Consider the following 20302-nt stretch of genomic DNA (forward strand, 5'->3'; position numbering starts at 1 on the left):
TTCTATAATGAGTGCTTACTCACTCATAATCAAGAGTCAGTCACGCAAACCAGCGGAAAGGGGGCGTGTTTAAGGTCAGGATATGAAGCGTCTCACAGTTTGTGTGGTTGTTATTATGCTCATTGGCGCAGCTGCAAGTTTACCGTTTTTACTCAATGCCGGGTTTGGTCAGGCACCGAAAGGGGCACAGCTGAGTCAGGTTGAACAGTCACCGCACTATCGTGATGGACAGTTTCATAACCAGGTACCAACACCGGGCTATACCGGCAACAAAAGTATGCTGGCTGCCTGGTGGGAGTTTTTGGTCGCTAAGCGCGAAAATGCGCGGCCAGCACATCCGTTGCCATTGGTGGCGACCGATCTCGCCGGGTTATCTCCAGAGCAGGACACGCTTGTCTGGCTGGGTCACTCTTCGTGGTATTTGCAGCTGGCGGGTCAACGTATCCTGATCGATCCCGTGTTTAGCAACTATGCCGCACCGCTTTCATTCCTGAACAAAGCCTTTGCCGGTGATTATCCGTGGTCCGCACAGACGATGCCGGAGATCGATCTGCTCATTATCTCGCACGATCACTATGACCATCTGGATCTCGCTACGATCAAGGCGTTAATGCCGAAAATTAAGCGGGTGATTACGCCGCTTGGCGTAGGGTCACATCTACGTTATTGGGGAATGCGCGGCGAGATAATCGACGAGATGGACTGGAATCAATCCATCAGAGTAACGGATTCGCTGATCGTTCATGCGTTGCCAGCCCGTCATTTTTCGGGGAGAGGCATCAAGCGCAATCAGACGCTATGGGCGAGTTTCATGTTTGAAACGCCGGAGCAGAACGTTTATTACAGCGGTGATTCCGGCTATGGACCGCATTTTAAAGCCATCGGCGAGCAGTTTGGCTCGGTTGATTTGGCGATTATGGAGAACGGCCAGTATGACCATGACTGGAAGTTTATTCACATGATGCCGGAAGAGACGGCACAGGCTGCGGTCGATCTGCATGCGAAAGCCGTTCTACCAGGGCATGCAGGTCGTTTCGTTCTGGCGAAACATACCTGGGATGATCCTTACAAACGACTGGCGCTTGCCAGCCGTCGTTACGATTACCGATTGCTGACGCCAATGCTGGGTGAACCGGTAATACTGTCCGCACCGGACCAACTGTTTACGGCCTGGTGGCAACAGGTGACTCAATGAATACAGGGGAGAGCATGATGACGATTTCTGCTCAGGTAATTGATACGATTGTTGAATGGATTGATGATAATTTGAATCAACCATTGCGCATTGATGATATTGCACGCCATGCGGGATATTCAAAATGGCACCTGCAGCGTCTTTTTATGCAGTATAAAGGCGAAAGCCTCGGGCGTTACATTCGGGAACGCAAGCTGCTACTGGCCGCGCGCGATCTACGCGATACCGACCAGAAAGTGTACGACATCTGTTTGAAATACGGATTCGATTCGCAGCAGACCTTTACGCGTATTTTCACCCGTACGTTCAGCCAGCCGCCGGGCGCTTATCGCAAAGAAAATCATAGCCGAACGCATTAACAGCTAAGGGTTCTCGCGGGCCTAATCCGCCAGCGAGAACCAGCGCCGCCATATGAAGCGCAAAACGAAATACTCAATCACCCCCAGCAGTAAAAACCATAGACAAAACAGCAAAGTATAAAACTGGTTGAGATCCATCAAATGAAAGGTGGCCACGAATTTTTGCGCCAGTACCAGGCCAACTGAGGGGGCGGGCAGCAGCAGACAGGACAAAAATGCCAGCAACAGGATCCCGGCGGCGGTCATCAGTGATTCAAGCGGGTGTTTCATGGTATTGTTAAACTCGAGTTAAAAAGCCATTGTCCGGGATCTCTGCGGGCAACGCAAATTCCCACGCTCAAAGCCCGGTCCAAATCTCACAATGTTTTTTCACCAGACCACTCAGTGACCCGCCTTCGGCGACGAAGTCACGCATGTTTTGTGCTTCATCATGATCATTTTTAACCTGCAGGTGTATAGCTTCAATCGCGCTGGCCGCGCCCACTTTATCCGCAGAGACCGCAACATTCTCCAGTAGTCGCAATGTGTCATCTGACAAGCGACAACCGTCGCCGGTATTGACGTCGGTGATGATTCCCGCCATACCAAAGCGACAGGCCTGAAAACGATTGAATTTATACAACAGGTAATCACGCTCCTGGTGCTTGAACGGCCGTTTGGTGAGTAACCAGTGGGCGGTAGCCTGAATAAGCCCTGCCATATTGACCGCATGATCAAGGGTCAGTGGCGTATCCATTACCCGAACCTCTACCGTGCCAAAGTGCGGGCTGGGACGGATATCCCAGTGTAAATCTTTAATACTATCAATCATGCTGGTGTAAGCCAGTCGACGGAATAGCCCCTCGAATTCTTGCCAGTTATTCACCCATGGCATCGGGCCATTATCGGGAAATCCGGAGAATATATTCAGTCGCGCGCAGGCAAACCGCGTGTCGGACGTCTGCATATAAGGTGAAGCGGCAGAGAGCGCAATAAAATGCGGAACAAATCGCGACAGGCCGTGCAGCAGGTAAATGGCATCATCGCCGTTTGCGCAGCCGATATGCACATGCTGACCGAATACCGTCGCCTGCTGAATGAGATAACCGAAATTTTCCAGGTTACGCCGATAGCGTTCGTCATCGCAGACTTCCTGACGTTGCCATTTTTGAAATGGATGCGTACCCCCGCCACAAATGGCGAGGTGCTGCTCTGCAGCAACCCGCGTGATTATCTGCTGCATGGCGGATAATTCAGCACTCGCCTGGTCGATATTGCGACAAACTCCGGTCGCCATCTCCAGCATACTTTCCGTGATATCGTGCTTGACTTCTCCGGCGGTAAGCAGCGGCTTTACGGCGTCAATCAGCCGGGAAGAATCCTGGCTCAGGTCGTAGCCTGGAGGATTGACCACCTGCATTTCCAGTTCAATGCCTAACGTGAAAGGGTCAGAAACATGAAAATCGGGAAGTGGCATAAGACTCTCTTCAGCGTTGATTTTTAATCAGTATAGAAGGGCGGCTGATTTTCTGTTCGTTGTCAGATATTCCCTGGTGACGCTTTGAAGGTGAAATAGCTGGTGTTATAACTATTTTTTACTTCGCAACTGGGGTTGAATCGTGCCGGAAATAAATCTTTATGGGCAGACCGTCGGCGATATTGTGCCGGACTGGAAGGGGGCCGCCGTACTGCCGCGGGAAGAACTTGCAGGGCAATATTGTCGACTGGTTCCTCTGGATGCCGACAGCCATGCTGCCGATCTGTTTGATGCCTACGCGCAGGCACCGGACGATCGCGACTGGACCTGGCTTGCAAGCTCCCGGCCCACGAGTGTTGAGGCCGCAGCGTGCTGGGTCCAGGGGAAATCCACGGATGCCTCTTTGGTTCCCTATGCCGTCATTGAACAGCGTTCCGGACGTGCCGTCGGACTGGTGTGCTTTATGGCGATCGAACGCGAGCACGGTTCAGTCGAAATTGGACATGTGACCTGGTCACCGCGCATGAAAAATACGGTACTTGGCACCGAAAGCATCTGGCTGTTGCTGCGCCAGGCGTTTGCGTTGGGTTATCGTCGCGTGGAGTGGAAATGCGATTCTCTGAACACTGCTTCTCGACGGGCGGCGGAACGCCTTGGGTTTATCTTCGAAGGACGCTTTCGCCAGAAGATTGTGCGCAAGGGTCGCAATCGCGACAGCGACTGGTTATCGATGATTGACGGCGAATGGCCCCGGTGTGACGCCGTGTTACAGCGCTGGCTGGCTGTCGACAACTTTGATAAAAACGGGCGGCAACGTCGATCGCTGGCGGCGTTTCAGCAGGTATAACTCTTTTACTCGGTATTCTAACATTGGACTCTCGGTAGAGATGTTCAGTTTCATAATGTTCCGCCCTGTAAAGGGCGGAACATTGATTAGCCAATGATATTAATATTTCGCTTGTTTAGTTTTTCACTTACAATTTCATTCATTACACCTTGTGTCGTAATAACGTATCCGATATTGCTACTAATACCGGTCAGGGTGAGAGTGATAGTTTTTTTATCGGAGCTTAGTGCGATATTACTGATGCTGGCTGGTTGGTTGATAGTATATGATTTTATATTCATCGCGCTTGTTCTGTCTGTAGCCTGACTCACCTGTATATTAAGTGAGTTGGTTGTGGCATCGAAGGTTGATTTAATAACATCGAAACTGTTGCTGGCATAAACTTTCATGGCATCTACCGTTAGCCATTTACCGCTTCGCTTTACACCTTTTAATATGTGGGTGTCAGGTGACAGATTATTAACACTGTATATAATATCGCTAAATTCGAGAGACTCACTCCAGGTGCTTGTGGTACCGACAAAAACATCATCGAGATAGAAATCAATATCCCCCTGATCGCTATTTTTTTCGCAATATACTGAGGCATTGCGACCATTGAAGGTAAATTCAAAATAGTCGCCATTATTTTGTGTTACCTGACTCTTGCCATCAGAACTGTCTGGCCGTCCATCAGCTAACCACCAACCAGAACCTGTATAGATGATTGAATCACTGCTTTCCTGAACCAATAATTCCGGCTCCTGCTGGCCGAAAATTTGCTGATTTCCTGCCGCAACTACTGGGTGCTTCATATAGGTATCCCATATCAGGCCACTACGGTAGTTTTCGATCATAATAAGAGACAGGCCCTTTATCAGAGCTGAATTGTTGCTACAGTACCATGATGCTGGTAGTGACGAATTAAATGCTTCGCTGAAGCCATATCCAGTCCAAAGTTGTGGATTATTAAACCATTTCATCATTGCCTGCAGGACTTCCTGAGGCATGAAGGGTAAACTGCCAATCGGGCCGCTTGGCGTGACTGTGCCATCGGTGAAATGCATGTTATTCGCGCCGATATCACCTGACGGTGGTGCTCCATATGCGGCATATCCATTTGGCCCATTGCAAGCAGTCAAGCCCCAGTTGTCGGCATCCAATGAAGGAAGAACATCATGATTTGCGATACAAAACTCTCTGTTTGCTTTGCTGGCATTAATGCTATTTTGCCACCAGTCAGCTCCTTTTTTGTCCCATAAACGACGGAAATCAAGCCAGGCATGTGAAAACTGGTATGTAAAAAGCTGACCACCCCAGACATAAATCAGGTCTCCGCTGTTACCATAATGCCCATATTTGCGTTCAAGTTTATAGAACATATCAGCTGCGTTTGTTGGTGCGTGGGTTGTGGAGCCTGTTGCCATCGGATACATGCAGAATTGCTCAGCATATCCTCCCCAGGTTGCGGAGAGTTGAACCAGATTAGAATCCCATCCCATGGTAAAGTGTCCATTCGGTGCAACAGCAGCATCCCATTCCACATCATCAAAAATCTGCTGAGCGAGCGCGCCCACTGTCTCGCCAAAATATTGTCCAGCTGTCAAAATACCATTCAATGCCAGCATGGTATCGACTGTTGAAACCTCAGAGTCGAGCGTATCCAGACTGTCCATATTGATAAAGTGATAATAGAAACCTTTATAGCGCAGCGCTGGATTTTTCAACGTCTGAAGTGATTTAATGAGCCGATTTTCAGCTTCAGCCTTGCTGATCCAGCCGCGCTCTACGGCAATAACGAAGGCGCTGAATGCAAATCCGGAACCCGCGATAGTTGACCGGCGAGAATTGGCCATATCAGAAATTAATCCGTAGCCAGCAGAACCATCGGTGATATTGGCTTCCTTCCAGAAATATTCAAAGCAGAGCCGCGCTTCCGCCTCCAGCAGTTCTTCCTCTGTCAGCGTGACAGGCGTTCTGGCTGTCTGGTATACACCAACTTCATAAAATGACGGTCCCTTGTTACTGACAAGTTCTGTAATCTCAAACCGAATGGCTTTGCTGCGCGTCAGGTAGGGCAGCACGATCCCCTTACTGATATCATTGCTCTGATAAACATTTTTCCAGTCAACGCCTGTATCATCCAGAATTTGCAAGGTAAAATTTTTAATCCTTGATAATTCGTCGGCGTTAAGAAATTCTTTCACTGATATACGATCAAAAAATTCATCTTTTAAAAACGTAATAGTGAAAGTCACAGGCAGCTCTGTATTGTCATTGGCTGCCCAACGCGTATTTGGATTGCCATCTGTAGCAAAGGCTGCTTTATATTCCGTTCTTTCGTCATACCAGACATCGCTTGCGGCAGTCACCGCTCCTTTGGCAAGATTAACGGGTTGAATAACCGGTAACAGTGATGATGTTGAATTAAATGCTGAGAATGTGTACAGGCTTGCTGGTTTGGTAGAATCAATACAGGAATGGATTGTCAGGACGATCTTATCAGCACTGACTAACATTGGCAGGGAGGCCAGGTAGTTCCTGGCGGGGTTATTTCCTTTCAATGTTGTGACCAACTCAGTGGCTGAATAGATATCAATACTGAAATCAGCAATGCGTTGTTCGTATTGATTAAAGCCAATAAGATCAATTGATGTTGGCATAGCAAAAGTTAGCGTCAGTGTCACATTATTTGCCTGATCGGCCGCCCATCGCGTTTGAGGATCGTTGTCGACCATATTTTGTGGCGAATAATCTTCATTATCACCGTACCAGACGTTGCTGGCTTCTGCATGACTAAAAATTGCAACATCAGGATAAATTTTGGGCTGTGGTATTTCTTCAAACTCCATCACCAGAACCATACCTAATGGATCGCTTAGAGAATCAGGAAGAGTGAAAAGCATGCATCCACTGAGTATCTCGAAATCCAGGAGAGTCTGTGGCGTGGTGAGCCAGTAAACCTTTGATGGAAGAGTAATGGGTTGCCCAACTCTGAGTTTTTTATCTTCAGGTAGGTTTGTTATTGTTACATAAAGCTTTTCCTTTTGTAGTTTCTTCGTTTTACTCAGAGTACAAAAAACGCTTGGCTGCATGGAAACATTAAGCGTACCTGCCCGTGTCTCATAAATGGCTTCACCCCATGTCTGCATCCATCTACCTATTTCGCTCAATCTGTCCACACAGGGTTGCGGAATAACCCCTTCTGCGTCTGGACCTGTATTGAGTAGCAGATTTCCACCTTTACTGGCGCAGTCCAGGAGATCGTTGAGAAGCACCTGAGCATCTTTCCAGTTGGTGTCACTCGTATTATATCCCCACGAATTGTTTATCGTCATACAAGCTTCCCATGGGCCAGTCTGGGAATCTGTGGGAATACTCTGCTCAGGTGTGGAATAATCGCCAGCACCATTACCAATACGATCGTTTATAATAATGTCGGGAGATAAACGGTGTAAGAAATCTCTGATGTTAGTAGATACATCTTTGTTCAAAAATGCAGCCCATGCACCATCAAACCAAATTAAAGCGGGGTCAAAAATTTCAATGAGCTCTTTAAGATGTTCTTTCATTTCGGAAAGATAACGAGTGACATCTGCAGGGTTAATTGTGGTTGGAACAGCAGCATCATCTTCAATAGCAACCTCGTTAACATTGCCCCAATCTAGTAACGAGTAATAACAACAAAAAATGATCCCTCGCTCGCGACAAGCTGTGGCCAGTGGTCGAAGAACAGATTGGTGAATTGCCGCTGTGTTCTCCACATCATAAGGCGCAAATTCAGTCACGTTGGTATCGAACATGGCAAAGCCGTCATGATGTTTAGTCGTGATAGTGAGATATTTCTGACCCGTGCTTTGAATGATATAGGCCCATTCATCCGGGCTGTACTTATCAGGGTTAAAGGGCGCACAGGCTTCTGTGATGTAGTCACTTTTCGGTATCTGATTGGTGTTCATTACCCACTCACCTTCACCGAGAACAGAATAAGCGCCCCAGTGCATCATATGCCCGAATCGGGAATCATCGAACCATTTCATCCGGCGGAGCTTTGCTTCTTCGGTCTCTGTACCTGAGTATTGAGAAAAAACAAACCAGTTCAGATATCCTGTAAAACCATCGGGGAATAAAATATAAATGTCTGCGGGTTCAGTCGTATCACAGTTAATGTTATTACTGACTGATTCAGTAAAAAATTTATCGACTCCAGATGCTTTGGCCGTTAGCGTCCAGAGCGGTTCACTTTCGAGCGAATCTCTAAATATCTGAATTTTTTGATTAGATGTTTGTGTAGAAGCAAATAACATACAGTTGGCGAACATCCCGTCAGGAATAATGGTGTTAAATTTTAGCCATGAGCCAGCAGGAAGGTCCATGACAGACTGATCGGTGTTTAATCTTGGTGACTTGTCAAAGTGAGTCAGGCTGTAGTTATCAACGGATGTTAGTTGAACATCAGTATTAGTCTCAATATAGTCCTGGAAATAGATAATATTATTTTTCATACTTAACCTCGTTTTGTTGCGTTTATATGCGCAGTGATTAATTTGCTGGGTATTGCTGCCACGGTAATTGAAAGTGTGGTCCGTCACAAAATGATTTCCAGTCGCCACCCCACTCAATAGGAATGTCTAATATTGAAGATGCTTTTTTAAAGGCAACGGCAATTTCTTGGTAATATTTGAATTCCCACGATCCCGAAGATGTGGGATATGCCAGAACATCAATTGCATGACCAGACAAATGCCGGCTATTAAGAGTTTTAGATTTTCCTTCATTAAAAAGTTGTTGCTGTCGCTCAGCAGAGCGCAGACCTTCAGTTATACCGAAGTTGACTACGGATAATTCAAGAGCGGTAAAGGCTAATTTTGATAGATCGGTATGAACATTTTTAAGCATCAGAATGCTTCGTTCACTAAATGATTTTTCTTTCATCGTGTACCTGCTGTTTAAAGAATATTGACGAAAATGTTAGGTTAATACGTTAAAATCGTTACAATGTTTTTTTGGCGATCCCTCACAAAAAATTTATCAGACGTTTGATTAGAGAATGTCTATTTTTTAGGTTTTGAACGAACAAATAATGATCATTTCAAGTAACCTAAAAATACTCTATTAGTTTAGTATTTAGACTCTTGAGTGGGGGAGGTCTGTGATGTCTATTTTCATATCAAAACAACTTAAATACTTTATGGTTGCAATGGAAAAAAAGTGTATATCTAAGGCCGCAGATGAGCTTTATTTAACAAGAACACCTCTATGCAAAAAGCTTGCAGATCTAGAAAGCACGCTGGGAGAAACCTTATTTATCAGGAAATATAATGAGTTAGTTCCTACAGAATATGCTATTTCGTTACATAAGGAGTTAATGCCAATCTATGAGGCTCAATCAAGAATTGATAACAGGTTAAATAATAAGGGAGGTAATAGCATACTAAAAATATTTTTTGATGTCACAGTCCCTGAGCTTATGTATCGTGCCATATCCTCTTCCATAATGGGAGAAATCACGACGATTAAAATAAAGTCTGAAAGAGTTGTTATTACTGAGAGATTACTTCATGAGCATGCTCATGCGCCAAATGTTTTCTTTATATCGCTCAGAGCATTAACGCTCTGTCACCCATTTAAAGAAGTGATGTGGCATGGTGGTGAGGTTACGATTCTAATGTCAAAAGGTAAGGTGGATATTACCGATTTTATTGACATATTTGTGTGGAATGATGGCTATACAAACCACTTCAAAACACGGATTGAAACCGCATTGAAAGATAAATATAAAACGATAAATTATATTTATCATAACTTTGATTTTTCGACTATCTTACATAGAATATATCGAGGTCACGGTGCGTGCGTTATGCCGCTAAAAACCGCATTAATTTATAAAAGTGAAGGTTTAGGTACTAAATCTATTGCAGCTAAATATACTTCGGTGTATATGTATCACAATGATAACTTGTTGTATAAAGATGGGTTTGACAAAACTAAACAAGTTCTTTTAACATTTTTCTAGTTTTTAATGTGCAATGAAAGCCCTCTTTACTGAGGGCTTTATTTCATATTCAGATCGATCCCTGTTTTTTTCTTTAGAGCGAAGAAGAAAATCCTACTAATACCGTGTGTACCCAGTAGCGATATTATAATTGCTACAGCTCCTGATGAGATTTTTACGCCATGCAAGGGGGGTAAACTGACAAGGTGAGGTTTTACCAGATAAAAAAGTAACAGGCAGATTATTAGGTCTCCGCATCTTTCCCTTAATTTTCCGCCACCATATAGCCAGCGACCAATTTCTCCTAATGTAATAATAAAAAACATCTTAATGGTATCTATGGGCTCTGAGAATAATGCTAATAGCAGCCCGCTGAATGTTAATTTCGAAGGCATGATTTCTCCTGATAGGCCAGGTGCGAAACCTGGCCTTGGATTAAATCGATTGAGGTTATTATTCGTTGACTAGCAGACGTACATCGTCAATATCAACGGCATCGGTCATGTCCGTATTATATGCAGCCTGGAAATGGAGCATGAGAGGACCAGTCCAGGAAGGATCGATGGTGAAAGAAAAAGACTCAGTTGTCCAATCGGAGCTCATTCCCGAATTGAATGTTTGTTGCCAGTAAGTTGTATTGGTATTCAGCATCATTACAGAAACAGTGCCACTGTTTTGTCCACGGCATTTGAACGTCAACAGACCTTGTTGCCCAGTACTCATACCGATTTGCTGCCACGCAGATTCAGTGGCATTTATGTGGGCAAAGTAATTTTCTACTGTTTCAGATTCATTCTGCACGCCAGCGGCGCTATCAGAAAAAGACCAGGAATTGAGTTGGCCGGGGTTGAAATCGCCGTCGTAGATAATGTTAGTAATCATTTTTAATCTCCAGTTCAAATATGATGGTTATAATGTTACTGGTTCAGTAACATGGATTTAGATTAACAAATATATTCGCGAATAATTTCCAGATTTTAGATAAAATATGACTAAAAAATAGCGAGAGCCCTAATGACTAAAGGGGGTTCTCTTTATTCGTTCTGACTGAATTTCTGTATTCTGCTAGCAGAGAATACTCAAGATTCCTGTAGTTCCAATATTGAGTGTAGGTTCTTGCTGGACGCTCAAGATTCATGCTCAGGAAGACAAGTCTGTAAACTTTATGTTACATTTGATAAAGAAAAACATCGCTACGTAATCAATGGAAATTTAAGTCTATTTTTGGATTTGTCGCCTTTAAATGTTAATGCGGAAGCCGGCGCTAAACGCAAGAGCAGGGCTTAGCATTTATGGGCTCCGTGACATATGTTGGATATATTTTTTGCGCAATGTCATGCCAGGAAGTTGCGCAAGAAATATAAAGGAAGAGTACGATTTACTCGCTGAGTGACGTGTTACATGGTGAAACTTTTGAGATAGAGCGTAACGCGATAACTCTCATTTTTAAAAGGATAAAAACGGTATGCCAGTTAACGATATTGCCGTGTTGATATTCACGTTTATCGCTGCTTGCGTGTTCATTTTTTGCGCTGCCAATATTGTTGTGCAGTTAAAAACTCACGATCTTAAGCGGCTACTCCAGGATGATTACGATAAAGCCCGGCATAAAATGGTGGGGGAGTGGGAAGAAGCAAACCTTAAATTTATGAATGAGATTACAGAGCTAAAAACTGAAATTAAAGCTATCAAGAGCCAGATGGTGAAAAAAGAATCTACCAGTGAAAGTTTGAGCAGTGCAGAGGTCTTGAGCAAAAAAAAGATTGTCGAAGACGATTCCCTGGATAATCCGTTAGGACAGAGAGCCAGACCTAATCGCCTTCACTGAGCAAGCATCAATAAGATTAGAAAAACCTCCCTTACGGACAGATCGCACACAGGGTAATGATGTTTTCTTCACGCTGAAACCAGCTAATGTTAACGCTCTGCCCGGCGAGGTTTTGCGAAAATGACGGCGTGATTTGCAAGGTGATCTGCGTCGTGTTGAGAGCGATAACGTTGGCGCTGGAGAAGCCCGGAAGGTGCGTCAAGTGTGCTGCAAACGCCTTATACAGACTCTCTTTTGCGCTGAATGCCAGGGTTAAGGCGAGTGGAAAGGGGAGGCTGGCGTGATGCAAAACCTGATGTTCCTGGTTATCGATAATACCGCCAGTCAGCTCAACTGCGGTTTGTGGTGTAAAAATAGCTTCTATATCCAGTCCGACGGGATGCGTCGATACCACCGCCAGCGCAGTTGACGTACTGTGGCTGATGCTGCCAAACAACTTTTGTGGCCACAGCGGTTGTCGCTGCCCGCCGATGCCAGGCACAGTTTTGATACCGTATTCACGTAATGCATGTACTGCGGCAATACGCCCCGCTAAGTGCTCAGCTTTACGCTTACGCCCACAGGATTGAAGCTGAGTATGGTGGGGGAGCCAGAGCAGGTCGTGCTCATGGAAGCTGTCGGGATCGAACTCGACAATGTGCAGCGTGTGCTCTGCGAAAGTGAGTGGTGTGTGCGTTGTGTGCATCATAGTTATGATTTCCCTCTCCCCGCAGCGAGGAGAGGGAAAGCGTTATCAGAAGTGTGTGTTAACGCTCATGAACCACGTCCGGCCCGGTTCGTTATAGGTGTACGCGCCAGCGCCCGCCATATAGTCGCCAGTTTTGATATCACTGGTTGTTTGGGCATTACCTTCACGCCACAGACGTTTGTCGAAGACGTTATCCACGCCGCCGGTCAGGCTGACGTTTTTCGTCACATCCCAGGTCGCGCTCAGGCCGACGATGCTGTACGGGCTCACTTCCTGGGCTGAACTGCCGGTCACCGGTTTACCCTGGTAATCATATTTCTTCGGCTGTTGTTTGCCGTACCAGGTAAAGGTGGATTGCAGTGACAAATCTTCACGCGCCTGCCAGCTTAGCGTTGAGTTCAGAGTGTATTCAGGAATAATCGACAAGCGTTCGCCGGTCTCTTTATTCTTACTTTGCAGCATGTAAGTGATGTTGTTGGTCCAGGTAACTGTTTCGCTAACCGGTACGTTCAACGTCCCTTCCAGGCCTTCCACCACCGCTTTAGGTACGTTTTCCCACTGATAGATATCGGTGTAGGTTGTTGTTTCTTTACCCGTAGTCGGGTTTCTCTGGGTAATTGACGTTCTGCTTAGCGGTACAGTCCCCGCTTCGATCTTGTTACGGTAATCGTTGCGGAACCAGGTTACGCCGGCCAGCCAACCGTCACGTTTGAACTCCAGACCAATCTCTTTGTTGATACTGGTTTCGGCCTTCAGGTCATCATTGCCCATCATGTAGCAACCAATGCCCGTCGCAGAACCGGTGGCATAGCAGCCCTGGCCTTTGCTGTACAGAATATAGTTCGGGTTAGTCTGGTACAGGCTAGGTGCTTTATAGGCCCGTGCGATACCCATCTTCAGCGTAAAGTCGTCGCCCAGACCTTGGGACAGGTTCAGGGACGGGCTCCAGTTGTCACCAACGACGCTGTGGTGGTCGAAGCGCAGACCCGGCGTCAACATGGTGCTGTCGGTCAGCTCCATGTTATTTTCTGCAAACAGGGAGAAAATTTCAGCCTGTGAATACGGGCTACGATCGGTGCTGCTGGCACCAGGTATGTTCCCGCCCATAAAGGTCTGGGTATTGGAACTCATGTCTTTCATACGCTGCTGGTTCCATTCGGTACCGAGCGTCAGGTTCTGGTTCACCAACAGGTCGAATGGAATGCTAATTTCGCTGTGCAGGGTGACATCCGCCAGGTCAGTGTCGGTAAATTGATTACTGTTAAATAACCCTTCAAGGCCACCTGCCAGACCTTCACCCAAACGGGAGTTACGGGTGTGTTCGTATTGCGCCCAGTTGCTGGTGGTAATGCCGTTGTCCCAGCCGCCGTTCCACGTCAGCGCATAGTTCTGGCGGTACATACGGTTAGTTTCTTTACCGTAGTATTTTTTTACCAGCCCGTTAGTTTTGTTATCGTTGTTGGTGTTTTGAGTGTCACCCGCATACAGGTTGCCCTGACGGCTGTAGCCGGCTTCAAACTCCAGCGATTGCATTGGGGCAAAATCCCAACGCAGCAGACCGTTGATATCTTTGTTTTTTACCCCTTCACGACCCGCAGGCATCGTATCGGCATATGACCCTGTACGTGCTGACTGGTGACCGTCGTTGATGTCCCAGGCATCGGCCTGGGTTTTGTCGAGGTTACCGTTCAGGCGGAAGCTGAAATCTCCGCCCAGCGGGCCATTCAGACTAAAGTTGGTACGCTTGGTTGAACCTTCTTCTTTGTGTTCCGGGGCGTTGAAATAGGTATTCCAGGAACCATGCCACTCATCGCCGCCTTTCTTGGTGATGATATTCACCACACCGCCAGCTGCGCCATTGCCATAGCGTGCTGCGGCAGGACCGCGCAGCACTTCAATACGTTCAATCATTTCCGGAGCAACCCATGCGGTATCGCCGCGGGTATCGCGCTCGCCGCGCCAGCCCTGGCGCACGGAGTTACGGCTGGTAACCGGTTTACCGTCGATCAAAATCAGGGTGTTTTCTGGCCCCATGCCGCGAATATCGATCTGGCGGTTGTTGCCGCGCTGACCGCTGGTTGAGTTACCGGTCAGGTTAACGCCAGGCATGGTACGGATGATTTCCGACACATCGCGAGCGGGAGGGTTCTTACGAATTTCATCAGCGGTAATGGTTGAAACGCCCGGCGCCTGTAGGTTCTGCTGGGCGGCGGTAACGACGATGGTGTCTTCATGAGAGACAGCTACGCTATCGGTTTGATCTTCTGCCATTGCTGGCAGGGCTACCCCGTAAATCCCTAAATTGACCAATAAGGCCAGTGAATGAATCTTGTTGTTCATTGTATGTCCTGCTGTTCTTTTAGCCACGAGTACCAATGTGCCTCGGTGCGGCATTTGGTCTGATGTCGCCCGCATCTGCGTAAACTATCCATTCCAGAAAAAGTACGCAGCGCCAGGTCGGTTTATAAGTGGTGAAAAACTGTGCGCGCTTCCCACAGCGCGACAATATGCTATTGCAAATGCAAATAGTTATCAATAATATTATCAATATATTTCACGCTAAATCATAAAATTTCACAATAAACATGGGGTTATGGCGGTGACGACGTTAAAGATGGGAAGCGAGGCGTGGTGGCAGTCAAAAAAAGGCCCGGAGTGGGAGCGTGAAGACAACGGAAATTATCGGGTAACCTTCTGGTGGCGTGACCCGCAGGGAACGGAGAAAGAGTCAGCCATTCATCACGTTTGGGTTTATATCACCGGCGTCACCGACCACCATCAAAATGCTACCCCTCAGTCGATGCGACGCATTGATGGAACGAATATTTGGTGCTGGAGTGTTTCCCTCAGCGCCAACTGGCGTGGCAGTTACTGTTTTATTCCAACAGCGCGCAACGATATTTTTGCGCCGCAGGCGCTGGGCGAAACGCCTGACCGAACCGCGCTGCGTGAAGGCTGGCGGCAATTACTGCCGCAGGCTATTGCTGACCCCCTTAATTCGCAGAGCTGGCAGGGCGGTCGTGGCCACGCGGTGTCTGCGCTGGAAATGCCTGATGCACCCGTACAACCAGGATGGGATCGACCTGAAAACCCCGATTCACCCGCAGTGTGTCTGCAATGGCGTAGCGCCAGGCTTGGTAATACGCGTCGCGTATGGGTACTTACCACCGGAGTGGCCCAAGCGGAATCTCGTCCGCTGGCTATCCTGCTGGATGGGCAGTTTTGGGCACAGAGTATGCCGGTCTGGCCTGCGCTAACTTCACTTACGCATCGTGGACACCTTCCTCCTGCCGTTTATCTCCTGATTGATGCCATCGACACGGCTCACCGTAGCCGCGAACTGCCGTGTAACGCGGATTTTTGGTTGGCGGTACAAGAGGAGCTGTTGCCGCTGGTGAAGACGACAACCGCATTCAGTGACGATCCGCAGCGTACTGTCGTCGCCGGGCAAAGTTTTGGCGGGTTGTCATCGCTGTATGCCGGGCTGAACTGGCCCGCGCGCTTTGGCTGTGTTCTTAGCCAGTCGGGCTCTTACTGGTGGCCGCATCGTGGTGGTGGTCAGGACGGAGCGATCGTCGAGCAACTGAAGACCGGGACCATCAGCGCTCAGGGACTGCGTATTGTCCTGGAAGCGGGGATCCGCGAGCCTATTATTTATCGCGCTAATCAGGCGTTATATGCCCAGTTACCTTCTGCACCACAGTCTATTTTCTGGCGTCAGGTTGATGGTGGACACGATGCGCTTTGCTGGCGCGGCGGTCTGATGCAAGGGCTAATGACGCTCTGGCAACCGCTTACCGACACGATTTAACCGGACGACGTTCCACGACAGGAGTTGAGTATGGAATTCAGTAACCCCTTCGATAATCCGCAGGGCCAGTTTTACATTCTGCAAAATCCCCAACGTCAGTTTAGCCTTTGGCCGCAGCAGTGTTCACTTCCTGCTGGTTGGCAAATTGCTTGCGAGCCCCAATCCCAGGAAGCCTGCCAGCAATGGCTGGATGCAAACTGGACCACGCTGACGCCCGCGAACTATGTCGATGTGCAGGAGGCTCCATGACTCAGCGTTTACCGTTAGTGGCGGCTCAGCCGGGGATCTGGATGGCGGAAAAACTCTCCACATTGCCCTCGGCGTGGAGCGTGGCGCACTACGTAGAATTAACCGGCGAACTGGACGCGTTGTTGCTGGCGAAAGCGGTTGTGGCGGGCCTGGAGCAGGCCGATACCTTGCGAATGCAGTTTAGCGAAGATAACGGCGAGGTCTGGCAATGGGTGGATCCTGCGCTCACTTTTGCGCAACCCGAAATCATCGATCTGCGCGAAAAATCCAACCCACATGAGGCGGCGCGTGCGTTGATGCAGGCAGACCTGCAGCAGGACATACGTGCTGACGGCAATAAGCCGCTGGTTTTTCACCAGCTTTTACAGGTGGGAGATAAACGTTGGTATTGGTATCAGCGTTACCATCATTTGCTGGTCGATGGCTTCAGCTTCCCGGCTATTACCCGCCAGATAGCCGCAATCTATCGCGCATGGCTAGATGGCGAGTCTACGCCAGACTCACCTTTTACGCCGTTCGCCGAGGTGGTGGAAGAGTATCAACAGTACCGTCAAAGTGATGCCTGGCAACGCGACGGCGCCTTCTGGCGCGAGCAACGAAAGCAACTGCCACCTCCTGCTTCGCTGTCGAACAATCCGTTGCCGGGACGCTCGGCCAGCGCGGATATTATTCGTATGAAGTTAACCGCGCCTGAAGGAGCGTTTCGCCGGCTTGCGGCACGCATGCCTGACGTTCAGCGTGCGGATCTGGCCCTCGCGCTGGTGGCATTGTGGCTGGGACGTTTATGCAGCCGAATGGATTATGCCGCCGGGTTTATCTTTATGCGGCGCATGGGCTCGGCGGCGTTGACGTCCACTGGACCGGTTTTAAACGTTCTGCCATTTGGTGTGAGGCTGGATGCGGCAGAAAGCTTGCCTGCGCTTGCACAACGACTGGCCGGGCAGTTGAAGAAAATGCGTCGGCATCAACGTTATGATGCCGAACAAATCGTTCGCGACAGCGGGCGTGCCGCCGGTGCTGAGCCGCTGTTTGGCCCGGTGCTGAATGTGAAAATATTCGACTATCATCTGAATATTCCCGGCGTTCAGGCGCAAACTCATACGCTGGCGACAGGACCGGTGAACGATCTTGAACTGGCGTTGTTCCCGGATGAAAACGGCGGGCTGAGTATTGAAATCCTGGCCAATAAACAGCGCTACGATGCAGAAACGCTGGCGCAGCATGCCTCGCGTTTAATCGGGCTTATCGAGCAGTTTGCTGACAATCCGTCGCTATGCTGCGGCGACGCCGGGATGCTGTTGCCTACAGAACATGAGCGGCTGGCGAAGATTAACGACACGACCGTGGAGATCCCGTTCACTACGCTTAGCGCACTGGTGACACAGCAGGCCGATAAAACGCCGGATGCCCCGGCGCTGGCCGATGCCCGTTATCAGTTTAGCTATCGCGAAATGCGCCAGCAGGTCGTGGCGCTGGCGAGCCTTCTGCGCGAACGCGGCGTCCGTCCTGGCGACAGCGTAGCTGTGGCATTACCGCGTTCTGTGTTCCTGACGCTGGCGCTGCACGGTATTGTGGAAGCCGGAGCTGCCTGGCTGCCGTTGGATACCGGATACCCGGACGATCGCCTGCGGATGATGCTCGAAGACGCGAAGCCAAAATTGTTGATAGCGACTGAAGGGCAACTGGCGCGTTTTAGCGATATCCCAGGGCTGGAAAGTCTGTGCTATGACTCGCCGCTGCCAGCAGAAGATGCTGCTCCGTTGGCGCTATCTCAACCCAATCATACGGCCTATATCATTTTTACTTCCGGTTCTACCGGTAGACCAAAAGGGGTGATGGTTGGGCAAACCGCCATCGTTAACCGTCTGCTGTGGATGCAAAATCACTATCCGCTGACCGCAGATGATGTGGTGGCGCAAAAAACGCCATGCAGTTTTGACGTCTCGGTATGGGAGTTTTTCTGGCCGTTTATTGCCGGGGCAAAACTGGTCATGGCAGAACCTGAAGCGCACCGCGATCCGCTGGCGATGCAGCAGTTCTTTGCCCGTTATGGGGTGACGACCACGCACTTTGTCCCCTCTATGTTGGCCGCTTTTGTCGCTTCACTGACGCCGGAAACCGCGCGGGAGAGTTGTGCTTCTCTGAAACGGGTATTTTGCAGCGGCGAAGCCTTGCCAGCCGATTTATGCCGTGAGTGGGAGCAGTTGACTCATGCGCCACTGCACAATTTGTACGGACCAACGGAAGCTGCGGTCGATGTGAGCTGGTATCCGGCCTGGGGAGAAGATCTCGCTGCCGTAACCGGCAACAGCGTACCGATTGGCTATCCGGTATGGAATACCGGTTTACGCATTCTGGATGCCATGATGCGCCCGGTGCCTTTCGGCGTAGCGGGTGACCTGTATCTGACGGGGATCCAACTGGCGCAAGGCTATCTGGGGCGTCCGGATCTGACGGCGAGCCGCTTTATCGCCGATCCGTTTAACGTCGATGAGCGTATGTACCGTACCGGAGATGTGGCGCGCTGGCTGGAAAATGGCGCGGTGGAATACCTCGGGCGCAGCGATGACCAGCTTAAAATTCGTGGACAGCGCATTGAGCTCGGCGAGATTGACCGGGTGATGCAGCAGTTGCCTGATGTCGAGCATGCCGTTGCCCATGCCTGCGTATTCAACCAGGCTGCGGCGACAGGCGGCGATGCGCGCCAACTGGTGGGGTATCTGGTGTCGCAATCGGGTTTGCCGCTGGATACGACTGTGTTGCGGGAACGTCTGCGCGAAAAACTGCCTGCGCACATGGTACCGACGGTATTGTTACAACTGGCGGAGTTGCCGCTTAGTGCGAACGGCAAACTGGATCGTAAAGCGCTACCGATGCCGCAGTTGATGTCGCGTGTTTCCGGGCGCGCACCGCGAACAGGGACTGAGACCACCATCGCGCAGTCTTTTGCGGCCTTGCTGGATTGTGAGGTGAATGATGTAGAGGCTGATTTCTTTGCGCTTGGTGGGCATTCGCTGCTGGCGATGAAGCTGGCAGCGCAGTTGAGCCGCATTTTTGAGCGTCAGGTGACGCCCGGGCAGATTATGGTGGCTTCCACCGTGGAACAACTGAGCGCATTGCTGGAGAGCAATGATGATGAACAGTCGCAGCGTCTGGGATTTGAGACGCTATTGCCACTGCGTGAAAGTTACGGCCCAACGTTGTTCTGCTTCCATCCGGCGTCGGGTTTTGCCTGGCAGTTTAGCGTGCTGTCGCGTTATCTCAGCCCTCAGTGGTCGATTATGGGTATTCAGTCGCCACGACCGGATGGCCCGATGCAAACGGCGGAAAATCTCGACTCGGTATGCGAACATCACCTGGCAACGCTGCTCAGTCAACAACCTCACGGACCTTACTATTTATTAGGTTATTCGCTGGGCGGCACGCTGGCACAGGGGATCGCCGCGCGCTTACATGCCAGAGGAGAGACGGTTGCATTCCTCGGGCTGTTGGATACCTGGCCGCCAGAGACGCAAAACTGGCAAGAAAAAGAGGCCAATGGGCTGGATCCAGCGGTGCTGGCGGAGATCGAGCGTGAACGCGAAGCCTTTCTGGCGGCGCAGCAGGGGAATGCGTCAGAGGCCTTATTTAACGCTATCGAAGGCAACTACGCCGATGCGGTTCGCCTGCTCACCACGGCGCACAGCGTGCCGTTTGCAGGTCACGCCACGCTGTTCGTTGCTGAGCGCACGTTAGCACCGGGTGTGAGCCCTGAGCGCAGTTGGTCGTCGTGGATATCCAGCCTGGATGTATACCGCTACGACTGCGCGCATGTTGATATTATTTCCCCCACCGCGTTTGAGGCGATAGGACCTGTAATAAATACACTGATTAATAAATCTGTGTAACCAGACGA

At 49.3% G+C, this 20302-nt stretch carries 16 protein-coding genes; 8 read left to right on the top strand and 8 right to left on the bottom strand.

Features of this window, described 5'->3' with window-relative positions; all coding sequences use genetic code 11:
* Window positions 1-82 precede the first annotated feature (82 nt).
* Entirely contained in the window at window positions 83-1195 is a 1113-nt protein-coding gene (locus E6P06_RS10220; RefSeq protein ID WP_003835671.1) for an MBL fold metallo-hydrolase, read from the top strand.
* Window positions 1196-1212: 17 nt separating this feature from the next.
* On the top strand, window positions 1213-1554 hold the full coding sequence (locus tag E6P06_RS10225) for a RamA family antibiotic efflux transcriptional regulator (protein ID WP_003021996.1): 342 nt from the start codon (window positions 1213-1215) through the stop codon (window positions 1552-1554).
* A gap of 21 nt (window positions 1555-1575) precedes the next feature.
* Here E6P06_RS10225 and E6P06_RS10230 read toward each other — a convergent pair whose 3' ends face one another.
* Both E6P06_RS10230 and E6P06_RS10235 read right to left on the bottom strand, forming a co-directional pair.
* Window positions 1576-1824 (bottom strand): DUF1158 domain-containing protein, encoded by a 249-nt coding sequence (locus tag E6P06_RS10230; protein ID WP_003835669.1) that lies wholly within the window; start codon window positions 1822-1824, stop codon window positions 1576-1578.
* 67 nt (window positions 1825-1891) lie between these two features.
* A complete protein-coding gene (locus tag E6P06_RS10235) occupies window positions 1892-3010 on the bottom strand; it encodes a YbdK family carboxylate-amine ligase (protein ID WP_139935197.1) in 1119 nt (372 codons plus the stop codon).
* A gap of 142 nt (window positions 3011-3152) precedes the next feature.
* Between E6P06_RS10235 and E6P06_RS10240 the strand changes: the two genes are divergently transcribed.
* A complete protein-coding gene (locus tag E6P06_RS10240) occupies window positions 3153-3857 on the top strand; it encodes a GNAT family N-acetyltransferase (RefSeq protein ID WP_139935198.1) in 705 nt (234 codons plus the stop codon).
* Window positions 3858-3943: 86 nt separating this feature from the next.
* Here E6P06_RS10240 and E6P06_RS10245 read toward each other — a convergent pair whose 3' ends face one another.
* Both E6P06_RS10245 and E6P06_RS10250 read right to left on the bottom strand, forming a co-directional pair.
* Complete coding sequence (locus E6P06_RS10245; RefSeq protein WP_139935199.1) at window positions 3944-8341, bottom strand: alpha-L-fucosidase; 4398 nt, start codon at window positions 8339-8341, stop codon at window positions 3944-3946.
* 37 nt (window positions 8342-8378) lie between these two features.
* Window positions 8379-8771, bottom strand: a complete 393-nt coding sequence (locus E6P06_RS10250; protein ID WP_139935200.1) for a M15 family metallopeptidase — start codon at window positions 8769-8771, stop codon at window positions 8379-8381.
* Between the two features lie 220 nt (window positions 8772-8991).
* On the opposite strand from E6P06_RS10250, the gene E6P06_RS10255 reads away from it, so the two are divergent.
* Complete coding sequence (locus E6P06_RS10255; protein WP_139935201.1) at window positions 8992-9852, top strand: LysR family transcriptional regulator; 861 nt, start codon at window positions 8992-8994, stop codon at window positions 9850-9852.
* A gap of 38 nt (window positions 9853-9890) precedes the next feature.
* On the opposite strand, the gene E6P06_RS10260 is transcribed toward E6P06_RS10255, so the two are convergent.
* Both E6P06_RS10260 and E6P06_RS10265 read right to left on the bottom strand, forming a co-directional pair.
* The gene (locus tag E6P06_RS10260) at window positions 9891-10226 is read right to left on the bottom strand and encodes a hypothetical protein (protein ID WP_139935202.1); all 336 of its coding nucleotides are present in this window, start codon (window positions 10224-10226) and stop codon (window positions 9891-9893) included.
* Window positions 10227-10284: 58 nt separating this feature from the next.
* Complete coding sequence (locus E6P06_RS10265; protein WP_139935203.1) at window positions 10285-10713, bottom strand: hypothetical protein; 429 nt, start codon at window positions 10711-10713, stop codon at window positions 10285-10287.
* A 583-nt stretch (window positions 10714-11296) separates the two neighbouring features.
* On the opposite strand from E6P06_RS10265, the gene E6P06_RS10270 reads away from it, so the two are divergent.
* Complete coding sequence (locus E6P06_RS10270; RefSeq protein ID WP_139935204.1) at window positions 11297-11659, top strand: hypothetical protein; 363 nt, start codon at window positions 11297-11299, stop codon at window positions 11657-11659.
* Window positions 11660-11690: 31 nt separating this feature from the next.
* On the opposite strand, the gene entD is transcribed toward E6P06_RS10270, so the two are convergent.
* Entirely contained in the window at window positions 11691-12344 is a 654-nt protein-coding gene (gene entD / locus E6P06_RS10275; protein ID WP_139935898.1) for an enterobactin synthase subunit EntD, read from the bottom strand.
* Between the two features lie 48 nt (window positions 12345-12392).
* The gene (locus E6P06_RS10280) at window positions 12393-14687 is read right to left on the bottom strand and encodes a TonB-dependent siderophore receptor (protein ID WP_139935205.1); all 2295 of its coding nucleotides are present in this window, start codon (window positions 14685-14687) and stop codon (window positions 12393-12395) included.
* Window positions 14688-14940: 253 nt separating this feature from the next.
* Here E6P06_RS10280 and fes point away from each other — a divergent pair, with 253 nt between their 5' ends.
* The 3 genes from fes to entF are packed head-to-tail and all read left to right on the top strand — an operon-like array spanning window position 14941 to window position 20294.
* A complete protein-coding gene (fes, locus tag E6P06_RS10285) occupies window positions 14941-16158 on the top strand; it encodes an enterochelin esterase (protein ID WP_139935206.1) in 1218 nt (405 codons plus the stop codon).
* Window positions 16159-16188: 30 nt separating this feature from the next.
* Window positions 16189-16407 (top strand): MbtH family protein, encoded by a 219-nt coding sequence (locus tag E6P06_RS10290; RefSeq protein WP_003835654.1) that lies wholly within the window; start codon window positions 16189-16191, stop codon window positions 16405-16407.
* Window positions 16404-20294, top strand: a complete 3891-nt coding sequence (entF, locus tag E6P06_RS10295; protein WP_139935207.1) for an enterobactin non-ribosomal peptide synthetase EntF — start codon at window positions 16404-16406, stop codon at window positions 20292-20294. The genes E6P06_RS10290 and entF overlap by 4 nt, the downstream gene beginning before the upstream one ends.
* Window positions 20295-20302 lie beyond the last annotated feature (8 nt).

The sequence above is a fragment of the Citrobacter sp. CF971 genome, assembly GCF_006385635.1.
Classification (GTDB): domain Bacteria; phylum Pseudomonadota; class Gammaproteobacteria; order Enterobacterales; family Enterobacteriaceae; genus Citrobacter; species Citrobacter freundii.

Excerpts from the sequence above, each read along its gene's own strand:
- E6P06_RS10270 (WP_139935204.1), top strand. The coding sequence starts at position 11,297 with ATGCCAGTTAACGATATTGCCGTGTTGATATTCACGTTTATCGCTGCT.
- entD (WP_139935898.1), bottom strand. The coding sequence starts at position 12,344 with ATGCACACAACGCACACACCACTCACTTTCGCAGAGCACACGCTGCAC.
- entF (WP_139935207.1), top strand. The coding sequence starts at position 16,404 with ATGACTCAGCGTTTACCGTTAGTGGCGGCTCAGCCGGGGATCTGGATG.
- E6P06_RS10225 (WP_003021996.1), top strand. The coding sequence starts at position 1,213 with ATGACGATTTCTGCTCAGGTAATTGATACGATTGTTGAATGGATTGAT.
- E6P06_RS10260 (WP_139935202.1), bottom strand. The coding sequence starts at position 10,226 with ATGCCTTCGAAATTAACATTCAGCGGGCTGCTATTAGCATTATTCTCA.
- E6P06_RS10255 (WP_139935201.1), top strand. The coding sequence starts at position 8,992 with ATGTCTATTTTCATATCAAAACAACTTAAATACTTTATGGTTGCAATG.
- E6P06_RS10245 (WP_139935199.1), bottom strand. The coding sequence starts at position 8,341 with ATGAAAAATAATATTATCTATTTCCAGGACTATATTGAGACTAATACT.
- E6P06_RS10235 (WP_139935197.1), bottom strand. The coding sequence starts at position 3,010 with ATGCCACTTCCCGATTTTCATGTTTCTGACCCTTTCACGTTAGGCATT.
- E6P06_RS10280 (WP_139935205.1), bottom strand. The coding sequence starts at position 14,687 with ATGAACAACAAGATTCATTCACTGGCCTTATTGGTCAATTTAGGGATT.
- E6P06_RS10220 (WP_003835671.1), top strand. The coding sequence starts at position 83 with ATGAAGCGTCTCACAGTTTGTGTGGTTGTTATTATGCTCATTGGCGCA.
- E6P06_RS10265 (WP_139935203.1), bottom strand. The coding sequence starts at position 10,713 with ATGATTACTAACATTATCTACGACGGCGATTTCAACCCCGGCCAACTC.
- E6P06_RS10290 (WP_003835654.1), top strand. The coding sequence starts at position 16,189 with ATGGAATTCAGTAACCCCTTCGATAATCCGCAGGGCCAGTTTTACATT.
- E6P06_RS10230 (WP_003835669.1), bottom strand. The coding sequence starts at position 1,824 with ATGAAACACCCGCTTGAATCACTGATGACCGCCGCCGGGATCCTGTTG.
- E6P06_RS10250 (WP_139935200.1), bottom strand. The coding sequence starts at position 8,771 with ATGAAAGAAAAATCATTTAGTGAACGAAGCATTCTGATGCTTAAAAAT.
- fes (WP_139935206.1), top strand. The coding sequence starts at position 14,941 with ATGGCGGTGACGACGTTAAAGATGGGAAGCGAGGCGTGGTGGCAGTCA.